The sequence below is a fragment of the Bacillus sp. ME78 genome, assembly GCF_903970865.1.
Lineage (GTDB): Bacteria > Bacillota > Bacilli > Bacillales > Bacillaceae_G > Bacillus_A > Bacillus_A cereus.
On the sequence record NZ_CAJCKK010000005.1, the window covers coordinates 177,219 to 200,996 of the forward strand.

Here is a 23,778-nt window from a genome sequence, read left to right on the forward strand (position 1 = left end):
TAGAGGTAGCCTTTTTGTATGAGAAGTCTTAATATCTGTATACTAAATTTTAGAGAAACAAAATAAATCATTAACTTACGAAAAAAAAGTAGCTATTTTTTATTGACATTGAATAAAACTTTTTGTATTATACTTACATAAGGTAAGTTATTAACTTTTAAAAAACAAATCTTGAATTGAAGATAAAGAGAAAAAAGGGAGAGAATACAATGACAAAAGTACTATTTATCACAGCAAATCCAAATTCAGCAGAAGGTTCTTTCGGAATGGCAGTAGGGGAAGCTTTCATCGAGGCTTATAAAAACGAGCATCCACAAGACGAAGTTGTAACAATTGATCTATTCAATACTACTGTACCAGCAATCGATGCAGATGTATTTGCTGCTTGGGGTAAATTTGCAGCAGGTGAAGGCTTTGAAACTTTAACGGAAGCTCAACAACAAAAAGTAGCAGCAATGAACACAAACTTAGAAACATTTATGCATGCAGATCGTTATGTATTCGTAACTCCAATGTGGAACTTTAGCTATCCACCAGTAGTAAAAGCATACTTAGATAACGTAGCAATCGCAGGTAAAACATTCAAATATACTGAAAATGGTCCAGTCGGCTTATTAGAAGGTAAAAAAGCACTTCACATTCAAGCAACAGGTGGCGTATATTCTGAAGGAGCATACGCAGCTGTAGACTTCGGACGCAATCATTTAAAAACTGTATTAGGATTTGTCGGTGTAAATGATACTGATTATATTGCAGTTGAGGGTATGAATGCAAACCCTGAAAAAGCACAAGAAATTAAAGAAGCGGCAATTGCTAATGCTCGTGAATTAGCAAAACGTTTCTAATATAGAATGCTTAAAAAGTCCAAACACTTGCTGTTTGGACTTTTTTTCTTCTTTTTCCTTCGTTTGTCTAGTATAATGAAGGTCGGAATGATAATAGGTGGGGGTTCTGTATGATTCAAACGTTTTTTAAAATCTTTTATTTAATTTTAATTGTAATTGCGATTACACCGAGAATGTGGCGTCTTAAAAGACAAGTAAATACGATGGCGCCAAAAGAAAAAGATAATGCTGTGTATAAAACGACAAATTGGTTTGGTAAGAAAATGGTACGTGTAGCTGGAGGGACAGTAGAAGTGAAAGGGCTTGAAAATGTTCCGAAAGATAAGCCGGTACTAGTTGTAAGTAATCACCAAAGTAATATGGATATCCCTGTTTTACTAGGTTACTTAAATAAACCAATTGGATTCGTGTCAAAGGCAGAGATTAAAAAGTTCCCAGTTGTACCAACTTGGATGGAACTTATGAATTGTGTATTTATGGATCGTAGCGATCGTCGTCAATCTCTTAAAGCAATTAAAGATGGAATCGAACTATTAAAGAATGGACATTCTATCGTAATTTTCCCAGAAGGAACGAGAAGTAAAGGTGGCGAAGTTGGAGAGTTTAAGGCTGGTAGTTTCCATCTTGCAGTAAAATCAGGTGTAGCAATTTTACCTGTAACGTTAGATGGTACATATAAGATGTTTGAAGCGAATGGAAATCGTATGAAGTCAGCTCATGCAACAGTAACAATTTCTAAGCCGATTACACCTGAAGAGTATGCGAATATGGATATTAAAGAATTAACGAAGCATACACAGGAAGTTATCGCATCACAATTACATAAGTAATAAAAAAGGTTTCAGCTTATAGTAAGCTGAAACCTTTTTTATTATGCTGTAGGTAAGACATAAAAGAGTACACAGAAGAACATCATCGTACTACCACCTAAAACGAACAGGTGCCATATGGCATGGTTGAAAGGTAGCTTTTCCCAAAGGAAGAATATAGCTCCGACAGAATATAAAATTCCACCGGCTAAAAGTAGTGAAAAACCATGTCCAGTTAGATTTTCATAAAGTGGTTTAATGGCAACGATTATGAGCCAGCCCATAATGATGTAACATAAAGTTGATGCCTTTATAAAGCGACGTACAAAGAAGATTTTGAAGACGATACCTCCGATTGCAAGTGTCCAAATTATAGCAAGCAACGTCCATCCTAATGGGCCACGAAGTGTAATAAGTAGAAAAGGAGTATACGTGCCAGCAATCAATAAGTAAATGGCTGAATGATCTAAAATAGTAAATATTTTTTCTACTTTAGGATGATGAATGCTATGTAGCAATGTTGAAAACAAGTACAGTAAGAACATGCTTACACCATAAACAGTAAATGCGACTACAGCTGATGCGGTACCGTGCTTAGAAGCATGAATAATCAATATGATTAAGGCAGGGATGCTTAAAATGGCACCGATACCATGTGTAATTGCATTTGCAATTTCTTCTTTTACAAATTGGGTCATTCGTGTCATTTTTTCAGTCATAATGCAAATCCTTTCTACTATCATAAAATAATATGTCATTTCCCTTACCATATCATACACAAGAGCAATAGAAAATGAAATTTGTATAATTGATTATATTTTTGAATTTTTTTGACAAAAGGTAATGGATTTGTTGACGTTTTCAAACTTTTTTGACAAAATAAAATTATGTAATAGTAGGACAAGGAAACTACTAATAAAGGGGATGGGGAAATGTTTTCAAATATTGGCTTTCCAGGGTTAATTTTAATTTTAGTAGCAGTACTCATTTTATTTGGACCTAAAAAATTGCCGGAAATCGGGAAGGCTTTAGGGGAAACGTTAAAAGAGTTTAAAAAATCAACGAAAGAATTGACAGATGACGCATTTCAAGAAAAGGAAAAGAAAGAAAAACTGTAATGTATTTTCCTTGTAATGGATAAATAAAGTGTGGTGAACGAGATGGAAGATCGGGAAATGAGCGTAGTAGAACATATTGTTGAGCTTCGAAAAAGAGTAATATATACGGTGTTATCCTTTGTACTATTTTTAATTATTGGATTTACTTTTACAAAGGATATTTATTTTTGGCTTGTAAAAGATTTACCAATGAAATTAACTGTTCTCGGTCCAAGTGATGTATTGTGGATTTTTTTCTCGATTGCTACAGTATTTGCTATCGTTTGTACAATTCCTTTTGCTGCTATACAAATTTGGTTATTTGTAAAACCGGGTTTACATCCAAATGAACAAAAGATGACAATAATGTATATACCGGTATTGTCTATATTATTTATCGCAGGTTTATGTTTTGGATACTTTATTGTAATGCCGTTTCTATTTCACTTTTTAACTACGATAGGTAATGAAATGTTTAATACGATGTTTACGACAGAAAAGTATTTTCATTTTGTACTTAATTTAACAGTTCCATTTGCGGTGATTTTTGAATTGCCAGTTGTTGTAATGTTTTTAACTAGTATTGGAATACTTACGGCGGAATTTTTAATAAAAATAAGAAGGTACGCTTACGTAGCATTGATTATCATTGCATCTTGTATATCACCGCCTGACTTTTTATCTCATAGTTTAGTTGCGGTGCCGCTTATTTGTATTTATGAAGTAAGTATTGCTTTATCAAAGGTTGTAAGTAAGAGGAAAAAGAAAAGAGAAGAAATGCAGTCGAAAAGTGCCTCGTTATAAAGGCACTTTTTTATTTATTTGTTATACTATAGCTATAAACGTATACAATATATAGAAGAAAAAAATTATAGAATCTCCAAAATTTAGACAAACTTTGCGCTTTTATAAGCTTATACTAAATGTATTAAACAATTGATGGATAATGAGATTCCCGTCTCAGGGATATTTAGGACGGGAAGATGGATTAGGTGGAGATGAATAGAGTATAAATCTTCTAGCCATAAGGACTACAGAAATCATATAAGTCTGATTTTACTCCACTTTAAACAACGTCTTACAGCGCAAAGTAGAGGAAGTTCAAAAATCCAATGAAAAAGAGGATTGATATTGTGATTACGAAAAGTTTTTATTTCACTCATTCAACAGGGGATTGTATTAAAATATTCGAAATCCCTGTCCTACAGGCACAGCATCCATTATCGTTTCTAATTCAGTCTCGTCTTCAATTATTTATTGCAAAAATTCAAAAACAAAAACATCCAAGATTTTCATATTCTTTCCGTGAATATTTACAAAATTGTTTGAAGTGGAATGATTATTTAAATGTATATAAAACAAATACTCTTGAAAAAAATGCATGATATAGAGTAGAGACAGGGTTAGGAGCTCTGTCTTTTTCATTTTAGATATAAAAATATAATTAATTTGATGAAATTTCGTTCCAAATTGTTGAAAGCAGTGGGAATACTAGTATAATAACAAGGAGAGCGTATTGGAAAGGGAAGAATATAATATGCAAAAAATTAAAATTGTAACAGATTCAACGGCAGATTTATCACAAGAGGTAATCGAGAAGTATGACATTCATGTTCTACCATTATCAATCTCTGTAAATGGACAAACATATTTAGATCGCGTTGATCTACAACCAGATGAATTTATTGAAGAAATGATTAAATCAGAGGAACTACCAAAAACATCACAACCTGCAATGGGTACATTTGTAGAAATGTACGACAAGTTAGGTGAAGATGGAAGTGAAGTACTTTCCATTCATATGACAAGTGGAATGAGTGGTACTGTAGCAACTGCAAATAGTGCTGCATCAATGACTGATACAAAAGTAACAGTTGTTGATTCTCAATTTATTACACATGCTTTAGCATATCAAGTGATTGAAGCTGCAAAAATGGCAAATGAAGGACGCTCACTAGAAGAAATTTTAAAACGTGTAGATGAAGTAAGAAAGAATACTCGTTTATATGTAGTAGTAGATACATTAGAAAACTTAGTGAAGGGTGGACGTATCGGTAAAGGAAAGGCGTTTATCGGTTCGCTGCTTAATATAAAGCCAATTGCTAGTCTTGAAGATGGTGTTTATAATCCTGTAACGAAAGTTCGTAGCCAAGGCCAAATTGTAAAAACATTAGCTAAGTTATTTGAGCAAGATACAGCTGGAAAAGTTGTAAAGGCTGTTGCAATTCCGCATGCGAAAGCAATTCCTTTAGCTGAAAGTATGAAAGCGGCGGTTGAAAAAGTGAGTGGGTTTGCTCAATCAGAAATTTTCTATACAACGCCTATAATTAGTACTCATACAGGTCCAGGTGCAATCGGATTTATGTATTTAGCAGAGTAATAAAAAAGCTACTTGAAAATATATTTCAAGTAGCTTTTTTATGTAAATAGAAAGTAAGAAATAAGAAGAGCTATACAGGCACTACCGCTAATGATATAGCGAGTCTGTAAATATTCATTCATAGATAACACCCTTTATCCTGCTATTTGCGGACAGTAAAACTCCCACCTCAAAATTTAGCTGGAGCAAAGAGGTTAGGTGGCGGGCTGTCCGTAAAAGCCCGATTGGTGAAGGTTAATAATCAGTGGGGATAAAGAAACTCCCACTGATTAAAATTTCATTATAGGATTTTCTATATTATATGTTGGATATAGAAAATCAGTCGTTACGTTACACATGTAAAGTTTCAATTTTTTCATTTACTTGCTTATCATTTGTTGCGTTACTATAAATAAAAGTTTGGCCTAAAAAGAGTACATGCAGTTGTTCCCATGGTAACATGCGCAAATTCCAATTATTTCGAAGTCTAGTTATTGCTTCACGAGGTGTTTCATCGGCGAGTGCAAAAGCTCCGTAATGCATCGGTATAAAATGCGTAGCGTTTAAATCTAAATAAGCTTGCACAGCTTCTTCAGGTGAAACATGAGATACTTTCATAAACCATTCTGGTTCATAAGCGCCAATGGGCATAAGAGCAATATCAATTAAAAAGCGTTCACCGATTTCTTTGAAACCTTGGAAATAGCCACTGTCGCCACAAAAATATATGGTTTCCATAGTCGTTTCATTATCAATAATCCATCCGCCCCAGTGAGACGTATTCATATCAAATAAGAATCTTCTCGTCCAGTGCTGAGCAGGTACGAAGTGAAAAGAAACTTCGTTAATTATCGTACTTTCCCACCATTTATACTCTTCTACATGTTTAAATTTCTTACGAGTAAATAATTTTTTTAATCCGATAGGTACAAGATATAGAACATCATCATTCAACTGACGAAGAGTTGAAAAATCTAAATGATCATAATGACCATGTGAAATAAGGACAATATCAATTTTAGGCAGTGCTTCTATAGAGAGTCCAGGTTCTGTAAGTCTTGTAACTAGCTTTAATTTATTGGCCCATACTGGATCTGTTAATATATTAAGTCCATTCGTTTGGATAAGAAAAGTAGAATGCCCAATCCATGTGACAGTCGTTTTTTTTACATTACTTTGCAAAAATGCACTTTGTTTAACGGGTGATTGTTCTACTAAGAAAGAAAAATCTTTTTTGTTTTGCTTTCGTTCTTTACGCCAGCGTAAAAAAGAGCGAATTGATTTTTTTGTACTAACATTATCCATATTTTCATAGCGCTTTGCCATGAACATCACCTCATTTACAATCGTTGTATTTGTATTGTACCGAAATGTTGTTAAGGAATACAGTGTAAAACATGGATTAATGTTTAAGGAATTGTTAAAAAATAGGGAGAGGTATTTACAAAAGTAACAATAAAATTAGTTTTATCAATTCTATTTATAGAAATAATAGTAAAAAAATATATTTTGTCTAGTAATTCGCTTGAAATAAAGAAGTAACATACGTAAATTCGTACGATTTCGTGAACAAATGTAGTAAACAATTTTCTCGTAGTGTTAACTTTTGTTATTATAAACATAACCTATTTAAATTTAGGATAGAGAAAAGAGGTTTATAAATGAAGCGTTATCAAAAAATAATTGGTCTTATGGTTGTATTTTGTCTCTTTGTACTTGCTGGATGTGGTGAATCAGGTTCAAAGCTTCGTAAACCATTAAATTGGGATTTAGAAACTTTCCAATTTACAAATCAAGATGGAAAGCAATTTGGTACAAAAGATTTAAAAGGGAAAGTTTGGGTTGCAGATTTTATGTTCACAAATTGTCAAACAGTTTGTCCACCAATGACTGCAAATATGGCCAAGCTGCAAAAGATGGCAAAAGAAGAGAAGATAGACGTTCAGTTTGTTTCATTTAGTGTAGATCCAGACCTTGATAAGCCGGAAAATCTGAAAGCTTTTATTCAAAAGTTTACAGAGGATACTAGTAACTGGAATTTATTAACGGGATATTCGTTAGAAGATATTACGAAGTTTTCAAAAGATAATTTCCAATCACTTGTAGATAAGCCGGAGAATGGTCAGGTCATGCATGGCACATCATTTTATTTAATTGATCAAAACGGAAAAGTAATGAAAAAGTATAGTGGAATTAGTAATACGCCATATGAAGACATTATACGTGATATGAAGCGATTAGTGGATTAAAAATAAGGGTGCTATGCACCCTTATTTTTTTTGCATTAGTCTATGGATAAAATGTCATGTTGTTGGGGAAGTTTCGGCGCCCGAATTTCTAATACGCCGTTTTGATAAGAAGCTTTTGCTGCTTTTTTATTAATTGAATACGGCAACTTAATCAATCTTGATGCTTCTGAAATGGAACGTTCCCGGCGATAATAGTTATGGGATGTTTCTTCTTCTTCTTCGAGTATCTCTTCTTTTACAGAGACTTTTAAGTATTCACTTTGTATTTCAATTTGAATTTGCTCTTTTTGTATACCTGGTAGTTCAGCTGTAACAACGAGTTCTTCACCAACTTCATATAAATCTACAGGGAATGTTAATAAACGGTTTCCTTTTTGGAAAAAATGATTTAAATCAGCGATTACATTGCGAAGAGGTGTTTGCTCGAAGAAATCATCAATTTGCTTTAAGTAATTACGAACCGGTGGGCGAGAAGAATCTTTTTTTTCTTCACTCATGGTATTCCCTCCTAGAAATCAATTTGCAATATCATATGACAAAAGCGGAGAAAGGTGAGTGCCTAGTTTTCATGTTTTCATAAAAAATTGTTAAAAATGTGAAATGGAGTGATTTTTTTATAGTTTTTGGTCGCCATATTCAGTTGATTATGCTAGTATAAATAGGGTTGATATAGTAGTATAGAAACAGAATGAAAACCGAAAGAGGGTAAGAAGTATGTGTGGTTTTGTAGGATGTTTATGTGAAAACCCTAGAGAGTTTTCAGAAACAGAAAAACATCAATTTGAAAATATGAACACGATGATTTTCCACCGTGGTCCAGATGACGAAGGATATTTTCGTGATGAACATGTACAATTTGGCTTCCGCCGTTTAAGTATCATTGACTTAGAGGCAGGACATCAGCCGCTAACTTATGAAAATGATCGATATGTAATTATTTTTAATGGTGAAATTTACAACTATGTAGAATTACGTGAAATGTTACTTGAAAAAGGTGCAACGTTTGCAACACAATCTGATACAGAAGTTATCATTGCATTGTATGCACATATGAAAGAAAAATGTGTAGACTATCTTCGTGGTATGTTTGCATTTATGATTTGGGATCGTGAAGAGAAGAAACTTTTCGGTGCACGTGACCACTTCGGTATTAAACCTTTATACGTCGCACAACAAGGTGATACTACATTCTTCGCATCTGAGAAGAAAAGTATTATGCATGTGATGGAAGATAAAGGAGTTAATCCAACGTCACTACAACATTACTTTACGTACCAATATGGTCCAGAGCCAGAAACATTAACAATTGATGTTAATAAAATTGAGCCTGGTCATTATTTCGTAAAAGAAATCGGTAAAGAGATGGAGATCCATCGCTACTGGAAACCTTATTTCAATGCTTCAAGCGCAACGAAAGAGGAGCATATCCAAGCAATTCGTGATGTGTTATACGATTCAGTAAAAGTGCATATGCGCAGTGATGTACCAGTAGGTTCATTCTTATCTGGTGGTATCGATTCATCTATTATCGCTTCTATCGCAAGAGAAATGAATCCAAATCTTTTAACATTCTCTATTGGTTTTGAACAACGTGGTTTCAGTGAAGTTGATGTTGCCAAAGAAACTGCTGAGAAATTAGGCGTTAAAAACCATAACGTATTCATTTCAGCGAAAGAGTTTATGGATGAGTTCCCAAAAATCATTTGGCATATGGATGATCCTTTAGCAGATCCAGCAGCTGTACCATTGTACTTCGTTGCAAAAGAAGCACGTAAGCATGTAACAGTTGTTCTTTCAGGTGAAGGTGCAGACGAGTTATTTGGTGGTTATAACATTTATCGTGAGCCAAACTCACTAAAAATGTTCTCTTACATTCCTAGCCCAGGTAAGAGCGTTCTAAAAGCATTAAGTGGTGCTCTTAAAGAAGGATTTAAAGGTAAGAGCTTCCTAGAGCGTGGATGTACGCCAATTGAAGAGCGTTACTATGGAAACGCGAAAATCTTCCGTGAAGAAGAAAAAGTTGAATTAATGAAGTATTACAATGAAAGTGTTAACTATATGGATATCACGAAACCATTGTATAACGAGATTAAAGATTATGATGATGTAAGCAAAATGCAGTACATTGACATGTTCACATGGTTACGTGGTGACATTTTATTAAAAGCTGATAAAATGACAATGGCAAACTCATTAGAACTTCGTGTACCGTTCTTAGATAAAGAAGTATTCGATGTTGCATCTAAAATTCCAACTGAATTTAAGATTGCTAACGGAACTACGAAAGCTATTTTACGTGAAGCAGCACGCGGAATCGTTCCAGATCACGTATTAGATCGTAAAAAACTTGGATTCCCAGTACCAATTCGTCACTGGTTAAAAGACGAAATGCATGATTGGGCTATCAATATTATAAACGAGAGTAAAACAGAGCATTTAATCGACAAACAGTATGTATTAAACTTACTGGAAGCACATTGTGCAGATAAAGGCGATTATAGCCGTAAAATTTGGACTGTCCTTGCGTTTATGGTATGGCACCAAATTTATGTTGAGCATAAATACGATACGAATAAGTTCCATGAAGAAACAAAACGTGCGTATAGCTTAGTTTAATTAGAAAAACCTTAAGATCGCATACGGTCTTAAGGTTTTTTTCATAAATAGGAAGTATTATTGATACAATAATAGTAAAAGGATGGACAACATATGATTACGTTTGAGAAAGTTACCGTAGAAAATGAAAGCGTTGTTAAAGAAATGTTTAAATCGCATAGTTTAGGTGAGAAAAAGGTACAGTACTGTGTGAAAGTTGATGATACATATATTGGTGTAATAGATTATAGTGTTCAAGAGGAACGAGCTGTTTTATCACAGCTAATTATTCATTTTGATTACCAAGGTTACGGTTATGGTGCAAATACGTATTTTACATTTGAAGAAATGATGAAACAAAGAAATGTGAAAGAAATAAAAGTGCTACAAGAGGAATTAACAGAAAAGGCGAAGTCTTTCATAGAGAGTTTTGGTTTTACTTCAGAAGATGAAGAGTATGTAAAGAAAATATAACGATGATTATTTATGAGATAAAATAAATATAAGGCAGGTGGATGTATGACGATGACTTCTGGTCTTGTATTAATTGGAGGGTGCTTTATAGTAGCAGAATTATGTCATATACTCATTCGGAAAAGAATGAGTAAGAAAAAAAAGCCGTATGAATTACAATACGTCCCTGTCTTTTTCATTATGTTTTGTATGCTTAGTACATTACAAAATCTAATGAACTTTCCACCACTTGTGAATGTTTTTTTTAAGTTCGGTTTACTTTATAGTGGTGCTGGAATAACACTTTTATTTATTTTATTTTGCATACGTTATGTTCACTATCAATCGTATATATTTATTTTAAATTGGTTAAAGCAAGATGATAGAAAACGCCTTACATAAGGCGTTTTTTTATTTGTAATTGTAACAGAACTTGTACATTTCACATAAAATAGGACGAGTAGCAATGCAAACATATTACAAGAAAGGGGCGGGGCAATAAAATGAAACTTGTTATAGACGCAGGGCACGGTGGATATGATTCTGGTGCTGTTGGTAATGGTTTAGTAGAAAAAAACTTAACACTTCAAATTGCTAGACGCGTTCGAGACATTTTAACGGTAAATTACCCAATTACAATTAAAATGACACGTGATAGTGATGTGTTTATTTCTTTATCGGAACGTGCTAATATTGCCAATGCTTTTGGTGCGGATTATTTTATTTCATTTCATATTAATAGCGGCGGGGGTACAGGTTTTGAAAGCTATATTTATAATGCGTTATCCAACAGCAGCACTGCATATGCAAAGCAACAAAAGATGCATACAGCAGTAAATCCTATATTAACAAAATACGGTCTTCGTGATCGAGGAGCAAAAAAAGAAAATTATGCGGTATTAAGAGAAACCGCAATGGATGCAATTTTAACTGAGACTGCCTTTATTGATACAACGTTTGATGCAAATTTATTAAAAAATCCACAATTTATTGAAGATCTAAGTCAAGCGTATGCGAATGGAATAGCGGCTATTTTTGGAGTAGCTCCAAATCCACAACCTCCTAACCCACAACCGACACCTCAAACGAAGGGAATCGCTTATATCCTTGGGAAAAATGTAAATTTAAGAAATGGTCCATCAACTTCTTCCTCAGTTATTCGTCAATTAAATTCTCCAGAATCTTACGTTGTATATCAGGAAAGTAACGGATGGTTAGATTTGGGGAATGGACAATGGGTGTATAATGATCCTTCTTACATTAATTTTGTAAAGACAAGTAATAGTGATGGAAGTCCGATTGGGGTTGCATATATACAAGGGATGAATGTAAATTTAAGAAGTGGTCCATCGACTACATCTGCAGTTATCCGCCAATTAAATTCTCCAGAATCTTATTTAGTATATATAAATGAAAATGGTTGGTTAAACCTTGGTGGAAATCAGTGGGTATATAATGATCCATCGTATATTAAGTATACTCAATATTAGCAATTAAAATGATAATGCAATATGGATGCGTATCTTTGTTATGTATAACAAAGATACGCATTTTAATAACAACATTTATTTTCATACTTATGCACTATGTTTTAAAAAGAAACATTAGAAAAGCGGATAGAATCTAAACAGTATATATTAAAAAAGTTTTCTGATATACATTGACAATGTATGTAGGATACATTAATCTTTAATTGTTAATGATAATCGATTTCATCTAGGGAGGACATATGATACATACTAAAAAACTAATTATGTTCTGCATTATGATACTCATGGTTGTAATTGCAGGATGTAGTAAAGAAGAGAAAAAGGAAAATGATATATCAGAGAAAGCAAAAGATTCATATACGGTAAAGCATGCAATGGGCGAAACGACAGTAAATGGTACACCTAAAAAAGTTGTTGTTTTAACAAATGAAGGTGCAGAGGCTCTTCTAGCTGTGGGCGTAACGCCAGTGGGGACTACGAAACCACGTGCTGGTGATGAATGGTATCCTCATGTAGCGAAAGAGTTAAAAAATACGGAAGTTGTAGGAACTGAACGTGATATTAATTTAGAAGCAGTAATGAAGCTTAAGCCAGATTTAATTATCGGAAATAAAATGCGTCACGAAAAAATATATAATCAGCTAAAAGAAATCGCACCAACTGTTTATGCAGAAACATTACGCGGTGATTGGAAAGAAAACTTTACGCTTTATACAAAAGCTGTAAATAAAGAAAAAGAAGGGCAAAAAGCTCTTGATGATTATAAAAAACGTATTGAAGGAATGAAAGAGAAGTTAGGCGATAAATTGAATTCTAAAGTTTCTATTATTCGTTTCGTGCCAGGTGATGTTCGTATTTATCAAAAAAACTCATTCTCGGGAGTTGTTTTAAATGATATTGGATTTAAACGACCACCATTACAAGATAAAGATGATTTTGCGATAAAAGGAATTACAAAAGAGCAAATTCCAAATATGGACGGAGACTACTTATTCTATTTCACGTCTGATAAAGATGCAGATAAGAATAATGAAGGAAATTCGTTAGCAAAGGAATGGACAGAAGATCCACTCTTTAAGCAACTACAGGCTTCTAAAAATAATAAAGTATTCCAAGTAGATGAGGTAATCTGGAATACAGCAGGCGGTATTAAAGCTGCGAACCTTATGTTAGATGATATTGAAAAATATTTCCTTAAATAAATGATAAAATACATCACTTTTACGAAGTGATGTATTTTTTGTTTGTGAAAATACAGAAAATTCCTTCTTTCGAGGTGACATAAGTTGTACAATAAAATCAATCATGTGATAAAGGAGTGGGGAAGAATGAAAGCTACTCATAAAGATTGGATCTTGTTTAATGGGAGAATGATTAATACGAAGGAAGAACAGCCGATGGTCGCATTAGAAGAGCGCGGTTTCCAATTTGGTGATGGTATTTATGAAGTATTTAGACTATACGATGGCAAGCCTCATTTATTAGATTTACATTTAGAACGATTCTTTAACTCTATGGCAGAAATAAAACTAATTCCACCATTTACGAAGGAAGAATTAGTAGAAGAGTTATATCAAATGATTGAAAAAAATCAATTTCAAGAAGATGGGAATGTATATTTACAAATATCAAGAGGTGCACAACCGCGCAATCATGTATATGAATCAGATTTACAACCGACATATTTTGCAAATCTTGTTTCGTTCCCAAGACCAGTTGCTTCAATGGAGGCAGGGATTAAGGTAACAGTAGAAGAGGACATCAGGTGGAAGTTTTGCCATATAAAATCTTTAAATTTGCTTCCTAATATTATGATCAAAAACAAAATAAATGAACAAGGATATCAAGAAGCAATATTAGTACGGGATGGCATTGTGACTGAAGGGTGTCATTCCAATTTCTTTATTGTGAAAAATAATAAGTTAATTACACATCCAGCGGATCATTTCATTTTACATGGTATTACACGTCACTACGTGATTACATTAGCGACAGAGTTACATATCGAAGTAGAAGAACGAGAGTTTTCATTACAAGAAGTATATGAAGCTGATGAGTGCTTCTTTACAGCGACGCCACTTGAAATATTCCCAGTCATTCAAATTGGTGATGAACAGTTTGGAGCTGGTGAAAGAGGACCAATTACGAAAAAATTACAAGCTGCATATGAAGAGAGTATTCGTTTGTTTAAAGTGACAAATTAATCATGAAGAAAAAAGCTGGTATTCTTCCGGCTTTTTTTCATGATATAATTCAAGCATAGGACAAGTTTTGAAAACGCTGTAAAAAGGGGATTTAATATATGAATTATGAAGATTTTAAAGAAGTAATTCACGGAAGACGAAGTGTTAGAAAATTTACAGATCAAGAAGTATCTACTAATGATATAAAAGAAATAATTGATTGTGCTCGTTACGCACCGAGTGATACGAATTCACAAACGTGGGAATTCTTGGTTATTATGAACCGAGAGAAGATTAAAGAAATTGAAAAAATGACATGGGATGCATTACATAAATTTGCGGCAAAAGCAGCAGAAAATGGAGAAGAGAAAGCAGGGAAATTACTTACACGTTCTTTCGGACCATATGCGACAGCTTTCTCTGAGGCACCAGTATTAATCGTATGTTTGGCAACACCATATGAATCAAAGTTTCGTGAAAAGATATTTGATCCAATTGCGTTTGTTCCAGATTCAGTTTGGGAAGAAGAAGGGATTAAGAGTAGCTGTTTAGCGGCACAAAACTTAATGTTAGCTGCACATGCAAAGGGACTTGGTACTTGTCCAATGACAGGGCCAGTATTGCTAGCTCAAGATGAACTGCGCCAATATTTACAAATTGAGCCTGAAAAACAAATAAATATGGTTATTTCACTAGGATTTCCGAAAGATAAGCCAAAAAAACTTCCAAGAAAAGAAGTAGAAGAAATCACAACATTTGTTTTTTAAAGTGCTACATAGAAAAGACATTGGACATATCAATGTCTTTTTATTTTTGAGGGGGTATTATATCGATTTGTTGGGCTAAAATGATAAATAAGAAGGAATTACTATTTATTTCATAAAAAAAATTAATGTTCTATTAAGGAAAGTATGATACATTAATCGTGAGCAAGCTTCTATATGTTCATAAAAGTTTTAAAAGTTGTCTTAAAATTTAAAAGTTATTTTTGTATAATAAATTATAATCAAATGACAGGGGGGATGAATTTTGAAAAAATTCATAATCACTGGATTGTCTGTATTGTTATTAGTAGGTTGCGGTGCTCCACAGGAAAAAGAGGACGCGCAATCAAAACAGGAAGAACAAGTTGTAAACGCAAGTGATGAGAATATGGTTGTATTTCCTGAAGGTGCAATGTCAATTGGAGAAGGGAAAGTAAAAGTTATTACTCCAGATGGTACTTCTGAAAATGGCAATATACCGACTGTATTCATTAAAAAGGATACTTTAATTCAGCAAGTTGAATTAGAACTTTCTAATTTTCAAAGTGATAAAGAAACCTTCATATTTGTAGATCAAATGTATACAGATAGACATCAAGTAACTAGTACAACGCAGACAACAGTACAATTAAAAGAAAAGACGCTTGAAACAGGTAGTCATACGATTACTGCAGTTCAGTATGAAAACAATGACCCGAAAGGAAAGGTTATTAGTTTTAATCAAGCAACATTTGAGACAAAGCCTGCGTCTTAATAAGAATAAAAAGTACATTACTCAAAAAAGTAGTGTGCTTTTTTATTTGGACTAGAGTGTGCAAGAGTGAATAACTTGTTTCGTTTTCTAATACGATTAAATAGGAAGAAATCACTTGCTACTACTATGACAGATAAAGAGGTTGAAGATGTGAATCGGTGTATTCGTATCGTCTTGATTAGTATAATGATGGCAGTAATTTGGTTTACGATACAAGAGGTGATTCAAATTACGTTTAATTACCAAATTCATGACTTAGTAATAGGAGCTAGTTGTTTTACCATTGTGTATCTATTATATCCCGCATTAATGGGCAGTAAGACCTCGCCTTAAAAATCGGTATATGTGAGGAGATTAGGTGGGAGATCAACTGTCCGATTGGTTTAACTAATAATCATTGGAGATGAACAAACTCTCCAATGATTAAAGTTTCACTTTATGATAAACTCGAATTAAGGTAAGTTTTACAAGAAAAATGTAGGTATTTCATTTGAAATGTCGAATAGTACATACGATGTCGTAATAACAAATTTTCTATTGTTTACTGTGAAACAGAAGAAGGAGAGATAGTAGTTATGAAACGAGCTCTTATTAATATTGATTATACATATGATTTTGTAGCGGAAAAAGGTGCTTTAACTTGCGGAAAACCAGGTCAAGAAATTGAGAAGGAAATTGTACATATAACGACGCAATATATTGAAAATGGAGATTACGTTGTCTTTGCGATTGATAAACATGAAAAAAATGATGTATATCATCCAGAATCAAAATTATTCCCACCCCATAATATAGCTGGTACAAGTGGAAGAGATTTGTTTGGGGAATTACAAGATGTATACGAAACATATAAAAATGCTGAAAATGTATATTACATGGATAAAACACGATATAGTGCATTTGCAGGAACCGACTTAGAAATGAAGTTAAGAGAAAGAGGAATAGAAGAAGTTCATCTTGTAGGTGTTTGTACTGATATTTGTGTTCTTCACACAGCAGTAGACGCTTATAATAAAGGATTTAAAATTGTTGTTTATGAAAAGGCAGTTGCATCTTTTAATGCGCAAGGGCATGAATTTGCACTTGGACATTTTAAATCTTGTTTACATGCAGAAGTGAAATGAAAAAGAGGCCTTTAAAAAGGTCTCTTTTTTGCGTTTAAACTGAGACGACATTTTGTTCAATTAATTTTTTTATGAATGGGCTAATATTTTGTGGTAGCTCATTTAAATTAAAAAATTGTACATGTAATGATTCGACTCCATCAGCTTTTAGCAAGCCACCTGTAATATCTTTGCAAAGGTAAGCAATTGTTATAGGGTAAAATTCATCTCCGTTCGGTAATTTCACAAAACATTCTTTACCTGAAAATACAGTTGCTAGCTGAAGTGTACCAATTTCGATTCCGGTTTCTTCAAGTACTTCTCGTTTTCCAGCTGCTTCTATAGATTCACCAAGTTCTACAAAACCTCCTGGAACGCCCCACATGCCATTTCGCCTTTGTTGTAGTAGTATTTGTCCTTGTTCATTGAAAACAGCTACCGCAACGCCTGCTAAATTAAGCGGTCTTGATCCAACAACGTCTCTTAGTTCTTCAATATATCCCATTGCTTGCAACCTCCGTGAGTAATAATATTTTCAAATGAACTATTCGATATTATGTAAATGTTTTCCTTTTATTTGGATGGGTAGTGTAGTCTTAAAGTAAAGTCATAAAAAAATTCAATTGTCAGCTCCCTTTAGGTTATGAAAAAGGGTATATTTATAGAAGAATGTCTAATGAATTTTAAAAATATAGCAGCTTTGTATAGAATTTTTATTAGTTAAGGAAGTGGATGAATGAGCTTATTAACGTATACTGAAGAATTTTTTAATTATGTAAGGGAGTTTTTACTTTTAAGATTTTTACTATTTGCTTTAGTTTTAATCATTATTTCATTTGTAATAAATCGTATTATTGATTGGTTTTTTAGGAAATCAAGCTTTTTTGATGAAGAGGTAGAGCAGACGATTCAAAGTGTAATTCGATCTATTTTTAGATATATCATTATCATCAGTCTTATCATATATTTAATTAGCCAATTTGTAGATATAAAAAGTATTATTGCAGGTGCAGGGATAGCTGGAGTTGTCATCGGTTTTGCAGCACAACAGATGCTAAAAGATGTTATATTAGGCTTTGCAAGATTAGCGGACAAAGAGTTCCGAGTTGGTGATTTTGTAACTTTTAACGGAACAAATTCAGGAACTATTGAAGAGATTAGTATTCGTTTTATGCAAATACGTGAATGGTCAGGAAAACTACTTACCATCCCGCACGGAGAGATTAGAACGATACAAAATTTTAATAAAGGATGGATGCGTGTAATTGAACGCATCACGGTAAGTTATCAGGAAGATCCAACAAGAGTGAAGGAATTGTTAGAAGAAGTATGTGTTATATGCAATGAAAAATTGAATCAAACTCTTTATAGAGTAGAGGATGACGCTGTTGAACCATTTAAATACGTCGGTGTTACAGACTTAAATCCTAACTTGAAATATGTTGGCTATGAATTTTGTATTACAGGTTTAATAAAGCCAGAAGATTATTTTGAAACTTCTAGACAAGTAAGATTTGAATTAATGTCTATGTTTCATAAGAATCAAGTGCAAATGCCAGCAGCGAATATGGTTGTTACTACTGAAGGTTTACAGCATATCCATGGTGGACAATCTTTATCGGAAAGCTAAAGTAGAATCGTTTGTTAACAAAAATTCTGATTCCAACATTGGATAGAATAACAATAATAAAATGATTGATATAAAGAAAGGGCTGAAGGGATTCGGTTCTTTTTTTATTTATAGAATTTAGAAATTTCTTAATGTTATAATTGTAGTTGGTGATGAGAATGAACTTTGAAGAAAAAGAGATGCATCGTTTAGAAGCATTAAAAGAAATTGCTGAATTATTAAATGAAGCAACAAACTTACAGGATATGTTAGAAAAAGTGTTGCATACATTGTTACAAGTAATGAATTTACAAACAGGGTGGATATTCTTTATTGATGAAAGTGGAAAGCATAGCATGCTTGTAGACGAAAATTTACCAGAGGCTCTTACGTGGCAAGAGAAGAAGCCGATGTGTGAAGGAAACTGTTGGTGTGTAGAACGTTTTGTGAATGGGAGATTAGAAAAAGCGACTAATATTATTGAATGTAAGCGAATAGAAGATGCAATTGAATGTAATTGGGGAGAGACAGAAGATGTTACACATCATGCGACAATTCCGCTTAGGTCTGGATCAGAAAAATTTGGTCTACTAAATGTGGCTGCGCCTCATAAGACTCATTTTTCAGAGGAAGAGTTAGCATTATTAGAATCAATTGCATTTCAAATTGGAACAACAATACAACGTATTCAGTTAGTTGAGAAAGAACGTAAATATGTAGTGGTAGCGGAAAGAAATCGACTTGCACGTGATTTACATGATTCAGTAAAACAATTGTTATTTTCTATTATGCTAACAGCGAAAGGTACTTTGAATATGACGCAAGATAGAGAATTGCAAGAGATGTTAAGTTATATTGGAGAATTATCACAAGAAGCATTACAAGAGATGACTCTATTAATTTGGCAATTAAGACCTGAAGGATTAGAGAAAGGGTTAGCAGAAGCAATTCAAAATTACGGGAAGTTATTAGGAGTTCAAGTGGAAGTTCGAATTGATGGGATGGTTTCAATTGGGGATGAAATAGAAGAAGTTTTATGGCGTATTAGCCAAGAGGCGCTACATAATTGTAAAAAGCATGCTTCGTGTGAAAAGGTACATGTTCTTTTGAAAATAGAAAATAACCAGTTACATTTTTACATAGAAGATAATGGAATAGGATTTATACAAGAGCAAGTAAGGGAGTCAGCACTTGGCCTGAAAAGTATGAAGGAACGTATTCAGTTAATGAAGGGGTCGTTTCAAATTATAACAGAGCTAAGAAAGGGTACAAAAATAGAAATTCAATTGCCGATTTGAAGGGGAGAATAAGATTGAAGATTAAATTGCTACTAGTTGAGGATCATCATATCGTTCGAAGAGGACTTGTATTCTTTTTGAAAACGAGAGAAGAATTTGAAATTATTGGGGAAGCGGAAAATGGCGAAGAGGCATTACATTTCGTGCAAAAAGAAAGACCGGATGTCGTACTAATGGATGTATCGATGCCGAAAATGGATGGAATTGAGGCAACAAAACGTCTAAAGCAATACGATGAGACGATAAAGGTACTTATATTAAGTAGTTTTTCAGAGCAAGATTATGTTATACCAGCACTTGAAGCTGGAGCAGATGGTTATCAATTAAAAGAAGTACAACCTGAGCAACTTGTCGCTTCTATTATTGCAGTACATCAAGGAAATGCGAATTTTCACCCGAAAGTAACACCTGCATTAATGGGGCGTACCGCAGTAAAGAAGGAAATAGAAAATCCTTTTTCAATGTTAACGAAAAGAGAGCAAGAGGTACTTCGCGAAATTGCGAAAGGAAGAAGCAACAAGGAGATTGCAGCAGAACTTCATATTACAGAACAAACTGTGAAAACACACGTTTCAAACGTTTTAGCTAAATTGGAAGTGGATGATCGTACGCAAGCCGCATTATACGCAGTGAAACATGGGGAGGATTATTCATAAGCATGAATAATTCTGTTATATCGTATGACAGAATACATAGGAGCAATTAAAATTTATAGTAATCCCTAATATAGGTTTTTCTTCTTTCAATAATTAGGTACAATAAAGTTAAACTAATCGGTTTTTACAGGATAAAGCTACGATAGAAGAGGAGGATATGCTATGCCTGGTACAAGGAGTGGGATTGGAAAGATTCAGGCTTCGTTAAATGGTTTATCACCGAAATTGCGAAGTATTGCCGAACATATTTTGAAACATCCACAAGATGTTGTACATAAATCTATTACAGAATTAGCTGAAGTTACGAGTAGTTCCGAAGCGACGATATTCCGCTTATGTAAACACCTTGGTTTGCAAGGTTTTCAAGATTTAAAGATTACATTAGCTCGTGAAATTGTACATACACCGATGCAAAATATTCATGAAGAGGTATCAGCAGAAGATAGTATGGTAACTGTTGCTAAAAAAGTTTTTCATTCGCATATTACAGGACTGCAAGATACTTTACATTTGCTAAATGAAACAGCACTTGAGCAGGCTGTACGAGCTTTGCAAGAAGCAAGTCGAATTGAGTTTTATGGAAATGGTGGCTCTGGTATTATTGCGATGGATGCGTATCATAAGTTTATGAGAACGGGTATTTCTTGTATCGCTCATACTGATTCGCATTTTCAAATTATGGGAGCAGGTTTACTCTCGGAAAATTCAGTTGTTATTGGCATTTCTCATTCTGGTAGCAATAAAGGATTACTTGAAGCGTTAGAAGTAGCGAAAGCAAGAGGGGCCAAAATTATTGCGATTACGAGCTATAAGAAATCAGCATTAAGTCAACTTGCTGATATTACGTTATATACATCAACACGTGAGACTGAGTTCCGCACAGAAGCAAGTTCATCACGATTAGCACAGTTAAGCTTATTAGATACTTTGTATGTAGGGTTGTCGTTGCAGCGACAAGAGGAAACGCTAAAAAATTTACAAAGTATACGTGAAACGATTTCGATGAAGCGAATATAAAAAAAGCTCTTCAAATGAAGTGCTTTCAGACTGTAGACAAACTATTTTTGGAGAGTTCAAATGCTAAAAAAAATAGTTTGTCTCTTGTTATATTGATAATTTATCCAATTATATTTATATATAGGATTATTATATTGAAATTTGCTATAGGCGAGGAAGGTGTCTTATGAAAATATCTGTTTATGTTGCAAGTGCATTTAGCAAGGATCATAAAGGCGGAAATAAAGCGGGAGTGGTATTTATTGAGAATACATTGACCACTACTCAAAAAATGGAAATAGCGAAACAACTGGGCTATGCGGAAACCGCATTTATATCAGAATCTGAAATTGCTGATTATAAATTTGAGTATTTTACACCAAAAGAAGAAGTTGATTTATGTGGTCATGCCACAATCGGATCTTTCACGATACTGATGCATTTAAATGAAAATTTCAAGAATCGCTATACGATTGAAACGAACAGCGGTGTTCTTACTATTACTATAAAAGATGACATCATATTCATGGAACAAAACAAACCGATATTCTATGATGTTGTATCTCCAAACGAGTTCATCGACTGTTTTGACATTAAAGATATAGACAATAATTACCCAATTCAAATTGTCTCCACGGGCTTAAAAGATATTTTAATTCCTATAAAAAGCGAAACACAATTACATGCGCTACAACCTAATTTTGAAAAAATTAAAGAAATCAGCAAGTATTATAATGTTGTCGGGATGCATCTATATACTTTTAATGACAATCGAATTATATGCAGAAATTTTGCTCCACTATACGACATTAATGAAGAAGCAGCGACTGGAACTTCAAACGGTGCATTAGCTTGCTACCTTTATGAACAGCACTACTTGCAAAAAGAAGTCTATGTATTTGAACAAGGTTATTCATTACACTTGCCTTCTGAAATATTAGTTAAATTAGCAACCAATAGCAAAAATAAAATAGAAAAAGTTTATGTTGGCGGTAAAGGCTATTACTGTGAAACTAAGTGTTTAAATATAGAAAATATTGAGTGAAGAGCTTTTTTATCGATGAGAAGTTTGTTACTTTATTTTCTTTTAGAAATGTATGACTTACTTATAGTCAGTGATAAACTCTCATTTTTAAAAATTTAAAATAAAGACCGATTTGTGTAATAATTCAAATATTGTTCATAATTTCACAAGCTGTTTATGAAGTGTCATGTTATGATGAAGATGTAATGATGATTGAACACTTAAATTTGGTACAATAACTAGCCAAAGTAGTGAGGAAAGTAGTTGTGAGATAAACTCATTAAAACGCTAAAACACTAAAGGGGAGATCACATATGAAAGCAGTAGTGGTTAATAAAAACAGCAAAGCAAACATCGAAGTGATTGAAAAAGAATTACGTCCGTTACGCTCAGGCGAAGCGTTAGTAGATGTAGAGTATTGTGGAGTTTGCCACACTGATTTACACGTTGCGAATCATGATTTTGGTAACACTGATGGCCGTATTCTTGGTCATGAGGGTGTAGGTATTGTTACGAAAATAGCTGATGATGTTAATTCGCTAAAGATAGGTGACCGTGTAAGTATTGCATGGATGTTCCAATCTTGTGGACGTTGTGAATATTGCGTAACTGGTAGAGAAACATTTTGCCGTGAAGTTAAAAACGCAGGTTATTCAGTAGATGGTGGTATGGCTGAACAATGTATCGTTACTGCTGATTATGCGGTAAAAGTACCAGAAGGATTAGATCCTGCTCAAGCATCATCAATTACATGTGCTGGTGTAACTACATATAAAGCTATTAAAGTATCAGATATTAAACCTGGTCAACCTATTGTAATCTATGGCTGCGGTGGATTAGGTAACTTAGCTATCCAATATGCTAAAAATGTATTTGGTGCAAAGGTAATCGCAGTAGACATTAATGACGACAAATTAGCCTTAGCGAAAGAAGTTGGTGCTGATATGACTATCAATCCAATTTCTCAAGGTCCTGCTGATAAAATTGTTCAAGAGGAGCTTGGTGGCGCTTATGCTGCGGTAGTAACAGCAGTCTCTAAAGTAGCCTTTAACTCAGCAGTTGATGCAGTACGTGCTTGCGGTAAAGTAGTTGCAGTAGGGCTACCAGTAGAAACAATGGACTTAAACATCCCGCGACTTGTACTGGATGGAATTGAAGTAGTTGGTTCTCTAGTGGGTACTCGTAAAGATTTGGAAGAGGCGTTTATGTTTGGGGCAGAAGGAAAAGTAGTGCCGGTTGTTCAAACTTGTTCGCTAGATAAAGTACAAAATGTATTCGAAGAAATGGAACAAGGTAGAATTCAAGGGCGTATGGTAATTGATTTTAAAAAACATAATTGTGATTGCAAATAATTCACTTTAAATATAAAAAGCATGAGTCTAGCAAAGGACATGTAAAAAAGTTAGACAGCATAAGAAGATGATCCCTGTATTTAATAGGGATCATCTTCTTTATTTTCTACTAATATCGATGCCAATTAATACTTGATTAATG

Annotated in this window: 27 protein-coding genes; 23 read left to right on the plus strand and 4 right to left on the minus strand. The window is 33.8% G+C overall.

Translation table 11 applies throughout. The annotated features are described in order from the left end of the window. Window positions 1-209: 209 nt before the first annotated feature. Window positions 210-845, plus strand: a complete 636-nt coding sequence (locus H6481_RS09220) for an FMN-dependent NADH-azoreductase (RefSeq protein WP_000170028.1) — start codon at window positions 210-212, stop codon at window positions 843-845. 110 nt (window positions 846-955) lie between these two features. Continuing rightward, complete coding sequence (locus H6481_RS09225) at window positions 956-1,675, plus strand: lysophospholipid acyltransferase family protein (protein ID WP_000616582.1); 720 nt, start codon at window positions 956-958, stop codon at window positions 1,673-1,675. A gap of 41 nt (window positions 1,676-1,716) precedes the next feature. Here the strand turns inward: H6481_RS09225 and H6481_RS09230 are convergent, their stop codons facing one another. Beyond that, window positions 1,717-2,373 (minus strand): hemolysin III family protein, encoded by a 657-nt coding sequence (locus tag H6481_RS09230; RefSeq protein WP_000136890.1) that lies wholly within the window; start codon window positions 2,371-2,373, stop codon window positions 1,717-1,719. A 213-nt stretch (window positions 2,374-2,586) separates the two neighbouring features. On the opposite strand from H6481_RS09230, the gene H6481_RS09235 reads away from it, so the two are divergent. The 4 genes from H6481_RS09235 to H6481_RS09250 all read left to right on the plus strand — a co-directional run bounded on the left by H6481_RS09235 (window position 2,587) and on the right by H6481_RS09250 (window position 5,131). Further along, the gene (locus tag H6481_RS09235; protein WP_000492442.1) at window positions 2,587-2,772 is read left to right on the plus strand and encodes a twin-arginine translocase TatA/TatE family subunit; all 186 of its coding nucleotides are present in this window, start codon (window positions 2,587-2,589) and stop codon (window positions 2,770-2,772) included. 42 nt (window positions 2,773-2,814) lie between these two features. Continuing rightward, window positions 2,815-3,555 carry a twin-arginine translocase subunit TatC gene (gene tatC / locus H6481_RS09240; RefSeq protein ID WP_000390119.1) on the plus strand — a complete coding sequence of 247 codons (741 nt, stop codon included), beginning with the start codon at window positions 2,815-2,817 and terminating at the stop codon, window positions 3,553-3,555. Between the two features lie 329 nt (window positions 3,556-3,884). Next, entirely contained in the window at window positions 3,885-4,136 is a 252-nt protein-coding gene (locus tag H6481_RS09245; RefSeq protein ID WP_000629012.1) for a DUF2535 family protein, read from the plus strand. Window positions 4,137-4,288: 152 nt separating this feature from the next. Continuing rightward, entirely contained in the window at window positions 4,289-5,131 is an 843-nt protein-coding gene (locus tag H6481_RS09250; RefSeq protein WP_029948540.1) for a DegV family protein, read from the plus strand. A gap of 330 nt (window positions 5,132-5,461) precedes the next feature. Here H6481_RS09250 and H6481_RS09255 read toward each other — a convergent pair whose 3' ends face one another. Continuing rightward, window positions 5,462-6,436 carry an MBL fold metallo-hydrolase gene (locus H6481_RS09255; protein WP_001129640.1) on the minus strand — a complete coding sequence of 325 codons (975 nt, stop codon included), beginning with the start codon at window positions 6,434-6,436 and terminating at the stop codon, window positions 5,462-5,464. Window positions 6,437-6,771: 335 nt separating this feature from the next. Between H6481_RS09255 and H6481_RS09260 the strand changes: the two genes are divergently transcribed. Then, the gene (locus H6481_RS09260) at window positions 6,772-7,359 is read left to right on the plus strand and encodes an SCO family protein (protein WP_182811521.1); all 588 of its coding nucleotides are present in this window, start codon (window positions 6,772-6,774) and stop codon (window positions 7,357-7,359) included. A gap of 35 nt (window positions 7,360-7,394) precedes the next feature. On the opposite strand, the gene H6481_RS09265 is transcribed toward H6481_RS09260, so the two are convergent. Next, entirely contained in the window at window positions 7,395-7,856 is a 462-nt protein-coding gene (locus H6481_RS09265) for an Hsp20/alpha crystallin family protein (RefSeq protein WP_001288086.1), read from the minus strand. Between the two features lie 217 nt (window positions 7,857-8,073). Between H6481_RS09265 and asnB the strand changes: the two genes are divergently transcribed. The 10 genes from asnB (at window position 8,074) to H6481_RS09315 (ending at window position 16,722) form a co-directional block, all read left to right on the plus strand. Beyond that, entirely contained in the window at window positions 8,074-9,975 is a 1,902-nt protein-coding gene (asnB, locus tag H6481_RS09270) for an asparagine synthase (glutamine-hydrolyzing) (RefSeq protein WP_000333826.1), read from the plus strand. A gap of 93 nt (window positions 9,976-10,068) precedes the next feature. Beyond that, window positions 10,069-10,428, plus strand: coding sequence for a GNAT family N-acetyltransferase (locus H6481_RS09275; protein ID WP_000627519.1), 360 nt, complete (start codon window positions 10,069-10,071; stop codon window positions 10,426-10,428). Between the two features lie 51 nt (window positions 10,429-10,479). Beyond that, entirely contained in the window at window positions 10,480-10,809 is a 330-nt protein-coding gene (locus tag H6481_RS09280) for a hypothetical protein (protein WP_000200464.1), read from the plus strand. A 101-nt stretch (window positions 10,810-10,910) separates the two neighbouring features. Beyond that, window positions 10,911-11,897, plus strand: coding sequence for an N-acetylmuramoyl-L-alanine amidase (locus H6481_RS09285; RefSeq protein WP_182811524.1), 987 nt, complete (start codon window positions 10,911-10,913; stop codon window positions 11,895-11,897). A gap of 239 nt (window positions 11,898-12,136) precedes the next feature. After that, window positions 12,137-13,099: an iron-siderophore ABC transporter substrate-binding protein gene (locus H6481_RS09290; RefSeq protein WP_182811527.1), complete on the plus strand. Its 963-nt coding sequence runs from the start codon at window positions 12,137-12,139 to the stop codon at window positions 13,097-13,099. 126 nt (window positions 13,100-13,225) lie between these two features. Then, window positions 13,226-14,101 (plus strand): D-amino-acid transaminase, encoded by an 876-nt coding sequence (dat, locus tag H6481_RS09295; protein WP_153591574.1) that lies wholly within the window; start codon window positions 13,226-13,228, stop codon window positions 14,099-14,101. Between the two features lie 98 nt (window positions 14,102-14,199). After that, window positions 14,200-14,847: a nitroreductase family protein gene (locus H6481_RS09300; RefSeq protein ID WP_153591573.1), complete on the plus strand. Its 648-nt coding sequence runs from the start codon at window positions 14,200-14,202 to the stop codon at window positions 14,845-14,847. A gap of 262 nt (window positions 14,848-15,109) precedes the next feature. Then, window positions 15,110-15,598, plus strand: a complete 489-nt coding sequence (locus H6481_RS09305; protein WP_000713495.1) for a hypothetical protein — start codon at window positions 15,110-15,112, stop codon at window positions 15,596-15,598. 66 nt (window positions 15,599-15,664) lie between these two features. Further along, window positions 15,665-15,931, plus strand: a complete 267-nt coding sequence (locus tag H6481_RS09310; RefSeq protein ID WP_259347364.1) for a hypothetical protein — start codon at window positions 15,665-15,667, stop codon at window positions 15,929-15,931. Window positions 15,932-16,173: 242 nt separating this feature from the next. Beyond that, window positions 16,174-16,722 carry an isochorismatase family cysteine hydrolase gene (locus tag H6481_RS09315; RefSeq protein WP_000816771.1) on the plus strand — a complete coding sequence of 183 codons (549 nt, stop codon included), beginning with the start codon at window positions 16,174-16,176 and terminating at the stop codon, window positions 16,720-16,722. Between the two features lie 34 nt (window positions 16,723-16,756). Here H6481_RS09315 and H6481_RS09320 read toward each other — a convergent pair whose 3' ends face one another. Next, window positions 16,757-17,206, minus strand: coding sequence for an NUDIX hydrolase (locus H6481_RS09320; RefSeq protein ID WP_000540497.1), 450 nt, complete (start codon window positions 17,204-17,206; stop codon window positions 16,757-16,759). A gap of 231 nt (window positions 17,207-17,437) precedes the next feature. On the opposite strand from H6481_RS09320, the gene H6481_RS09325 reads away from it, so the two are divergent. From H6481_RS09325 to adhP, 6 genes are all read left to right on the plus strand, one after another. Further along, window positions 17,438-18,331, plus strand: a complete 894-nt coding sequence (locus tag H6481_RS09325; RefSeq protein ID WP_000055430.1) for a mechanosensitive ion channel family protein — start codon at window positions 17,438-17,440, stop codon at window positions 18,329-18,331. A gap of 179 nt (window positions 18,332-18,510) precedes the next feature. Further along, window positions 18,511-19,608 (plus strand): two-component system sensor histidine kinase CasK, encoded by a 1,098-nt coding sequence (casK, locus tag H6481_RS09330; RefSeq protein ID WP_170925745.1) that lies wholly within the window; start codon window positions 18,511-18,513, stop codon window positions 19,606-19,608. Between the two features lie 14 nt (window positions 19,609-19,622). Continuing rightward, entirely contained in the window at window positions 19,623-20,264 is a 642-nt protein-coding gene (casR, locus tag H6481_RS09335; protein ID WP_000694630.1) for a two-component system response regulator CasR, read from the plus strand. Window positions 20,265-20,426: 162 nt separating this feature from the next. After that, complete coding sequence (locus H6481_RS09340; protein WP_001119652.1) at window positions 20,427-21,281, plus strand: MurR/RpiR family transcriptional regulator; 855 nt, start codon at window positions 20,427-20,429, stop codon at window positions 21,279-21,281. Between the two features lie 166 nt (window positions 21,282-21,447). Beyond that, entirely contained in the window at window positions 21,448-22,305 is an 858-nt protein-coding gene (locus tag H6481_RS09345) for a PhzF family phenazine biosynthesis protein (protein WP_023521839.1), read from the plus strand. Between the two features lie 293 nt (window positions 22,306-22,598). Beyond that, window positions 22,599-23,636, plus strand: a complete 1,038-nt coding sequence (gene adhP, locus H6481_RS09350; protein ID WP_000649129.1) for an alcohol dehydrogenase AdhP — start codon at window positions 22,599-22,601, stop codon at window positions 23,634-23,636. Window positions 23,637-23,778 lie beyond the last annotated feature (142 nt).

Coding starts and splice junctions, on each gene's coding strand:
- H6481_RS09220 (WP_000170028.1), top strand. CDS start 210: ATGACAAAAGTACTATTTATCACAGCAAATCCAAATTCAGCAGAAGGT.
- H6481_RS09225 (WP_000616582.1), top strand. CDS start 956: ATGATTCAAACGTTTTTTAAAATCTTTTATTTAATTTTAATTGTAATT.
- H6481_RS09230 (WP_000136890.1), bottom strand. CDS start 2,373: ATGACTGAAAAAATGACACGAATGACCCAATTTGTAAAAGAAGAAATT.
- H6481_RS09235 (WP_000492442.1), top strand. CDS start 2,587: ATGTTTTCAAATATTGGCTTTCCAGGGTTAATTTTAATTTTAGTAGCA.
- tatC (WP_000390119.1), top strand. CDS start 2,815: ATGGAAGATCGGGAAATGAGCGTAGTAGAACATATTGTTGAGCTTCGA.
- H6481_RS09250 (WP_029948540.1), top strand. CDS start 4,289: ATGCAAAAAATTAAAATTGTAACAGATTCAACGGCAGATTTATCACAA.
- H6481_RS09255 (WP_001129640.1), bottom strand. CDS start 6,436: ATGGCAAAGCGCTATGAAAATATGGATAATGTTAGTACAAAAAAATCA.
- H6481_RS09260 (WP_182811521.1), top strand. CDS start 6,772: ATGAAGCGTTATCAAAAAATAATTGGTCTTATGGTTGTATTTTGTCTC.
- H6481_RS09265 (WP_001288086.1), bottom strand. CDS start 7,856: ATGAGTGAAGAAAAAAAAGATTCTTCTCGCCCACCGGTTCGTAATTAC.
- asnB (WP_000333826.1), top strand. CDS start 8,074: ATGTGTGGTTTTGTAGGATGTTTATGTGAAAACCCTAGAGAGTTTTCA.
- H6481_RS09275 (WP_000627519.1), top strand. CDS start 10,069: ATGATTACGTTTGAGAAAGTTACCGTAGAAAATGAAAGCGTTGTTAAA.
- H6481_RS09280 (WP_000200464.1), top strand. CDS start 10,480: ATGACTTCTGGTCTTGTATTAATTGGAGGGTGCTTTATAGTAGCAGAA.
- H6481_RS09285 (WP_182811524.1), top strand. CDS start 10,911: ATGAAACTTGTTATAGACGCAGGGCACGGTGGATATGATTCTGGTGCT.
- H6481_RS09290 (WP_182811527.1), top strand. CDS start 12,137: ATGATACATACTAAAAAACTAATTATGTTCTGCATTATGATACTCATG.
- dat (WP_153591574.1), top strand. CDS start 13,226: ATGAAAGCTACTCATAAAGATTGGATCTTGTTTAATGGGAGAATGATT.
- H6481_RS09300 (WP_153591573.1), top strand. CDS start 14,200: ATGAATTATGAAGATTTTAAAGAAGTAATTCACGGAAGACGAAGTGTT.
- H6481_RS09315 (WP_000816771.1), top strand. CDS start 16,174: ATGAAACGAGCTCTTATTAATATTGATTATACATATGATTTTGTAGCG.
- H6481_RS09320 (WP_000540497.1), bottom strand. CDS start 17,206: ATGGGATATATTGAAGAACTAAGAGACGTTGTTGGATCAAGACCGCTT.
- H6481_RS09325 (WP_000055430.1), top strand. CDS start 17,438: ATGAGCTTATTAACGTATACTGAAGAATTTTTTAATTATGTAAGGGAG.
- casK (WP_170925745.1), top strand. CDS start 18,511: ATGCATCGTTTAGAAGCATTAAAAGAAATTGCTGAATTATTAAATGAA.
- H6481_RS09340 (WP_001119652.1), top strand. CDS start 20,427: ATGCCTGGTACAAGGAGTGGGATTGGAAAGATTCAGGCTTCGTTAAAT.
- H6481_RS09345 (WP_023521839.1), top strand. CDS start 21,448: ATGAAAATATCTGTTTATGTTGCAAGTGCATTTAGCAAGGATCATAAA.
- adhP (WP_000649129.1), top strand. CDS start 22,599: ATGAAAGCAGTAGTGGTTAATAAAAACAGCAAAGCAAACATCGAAGTG.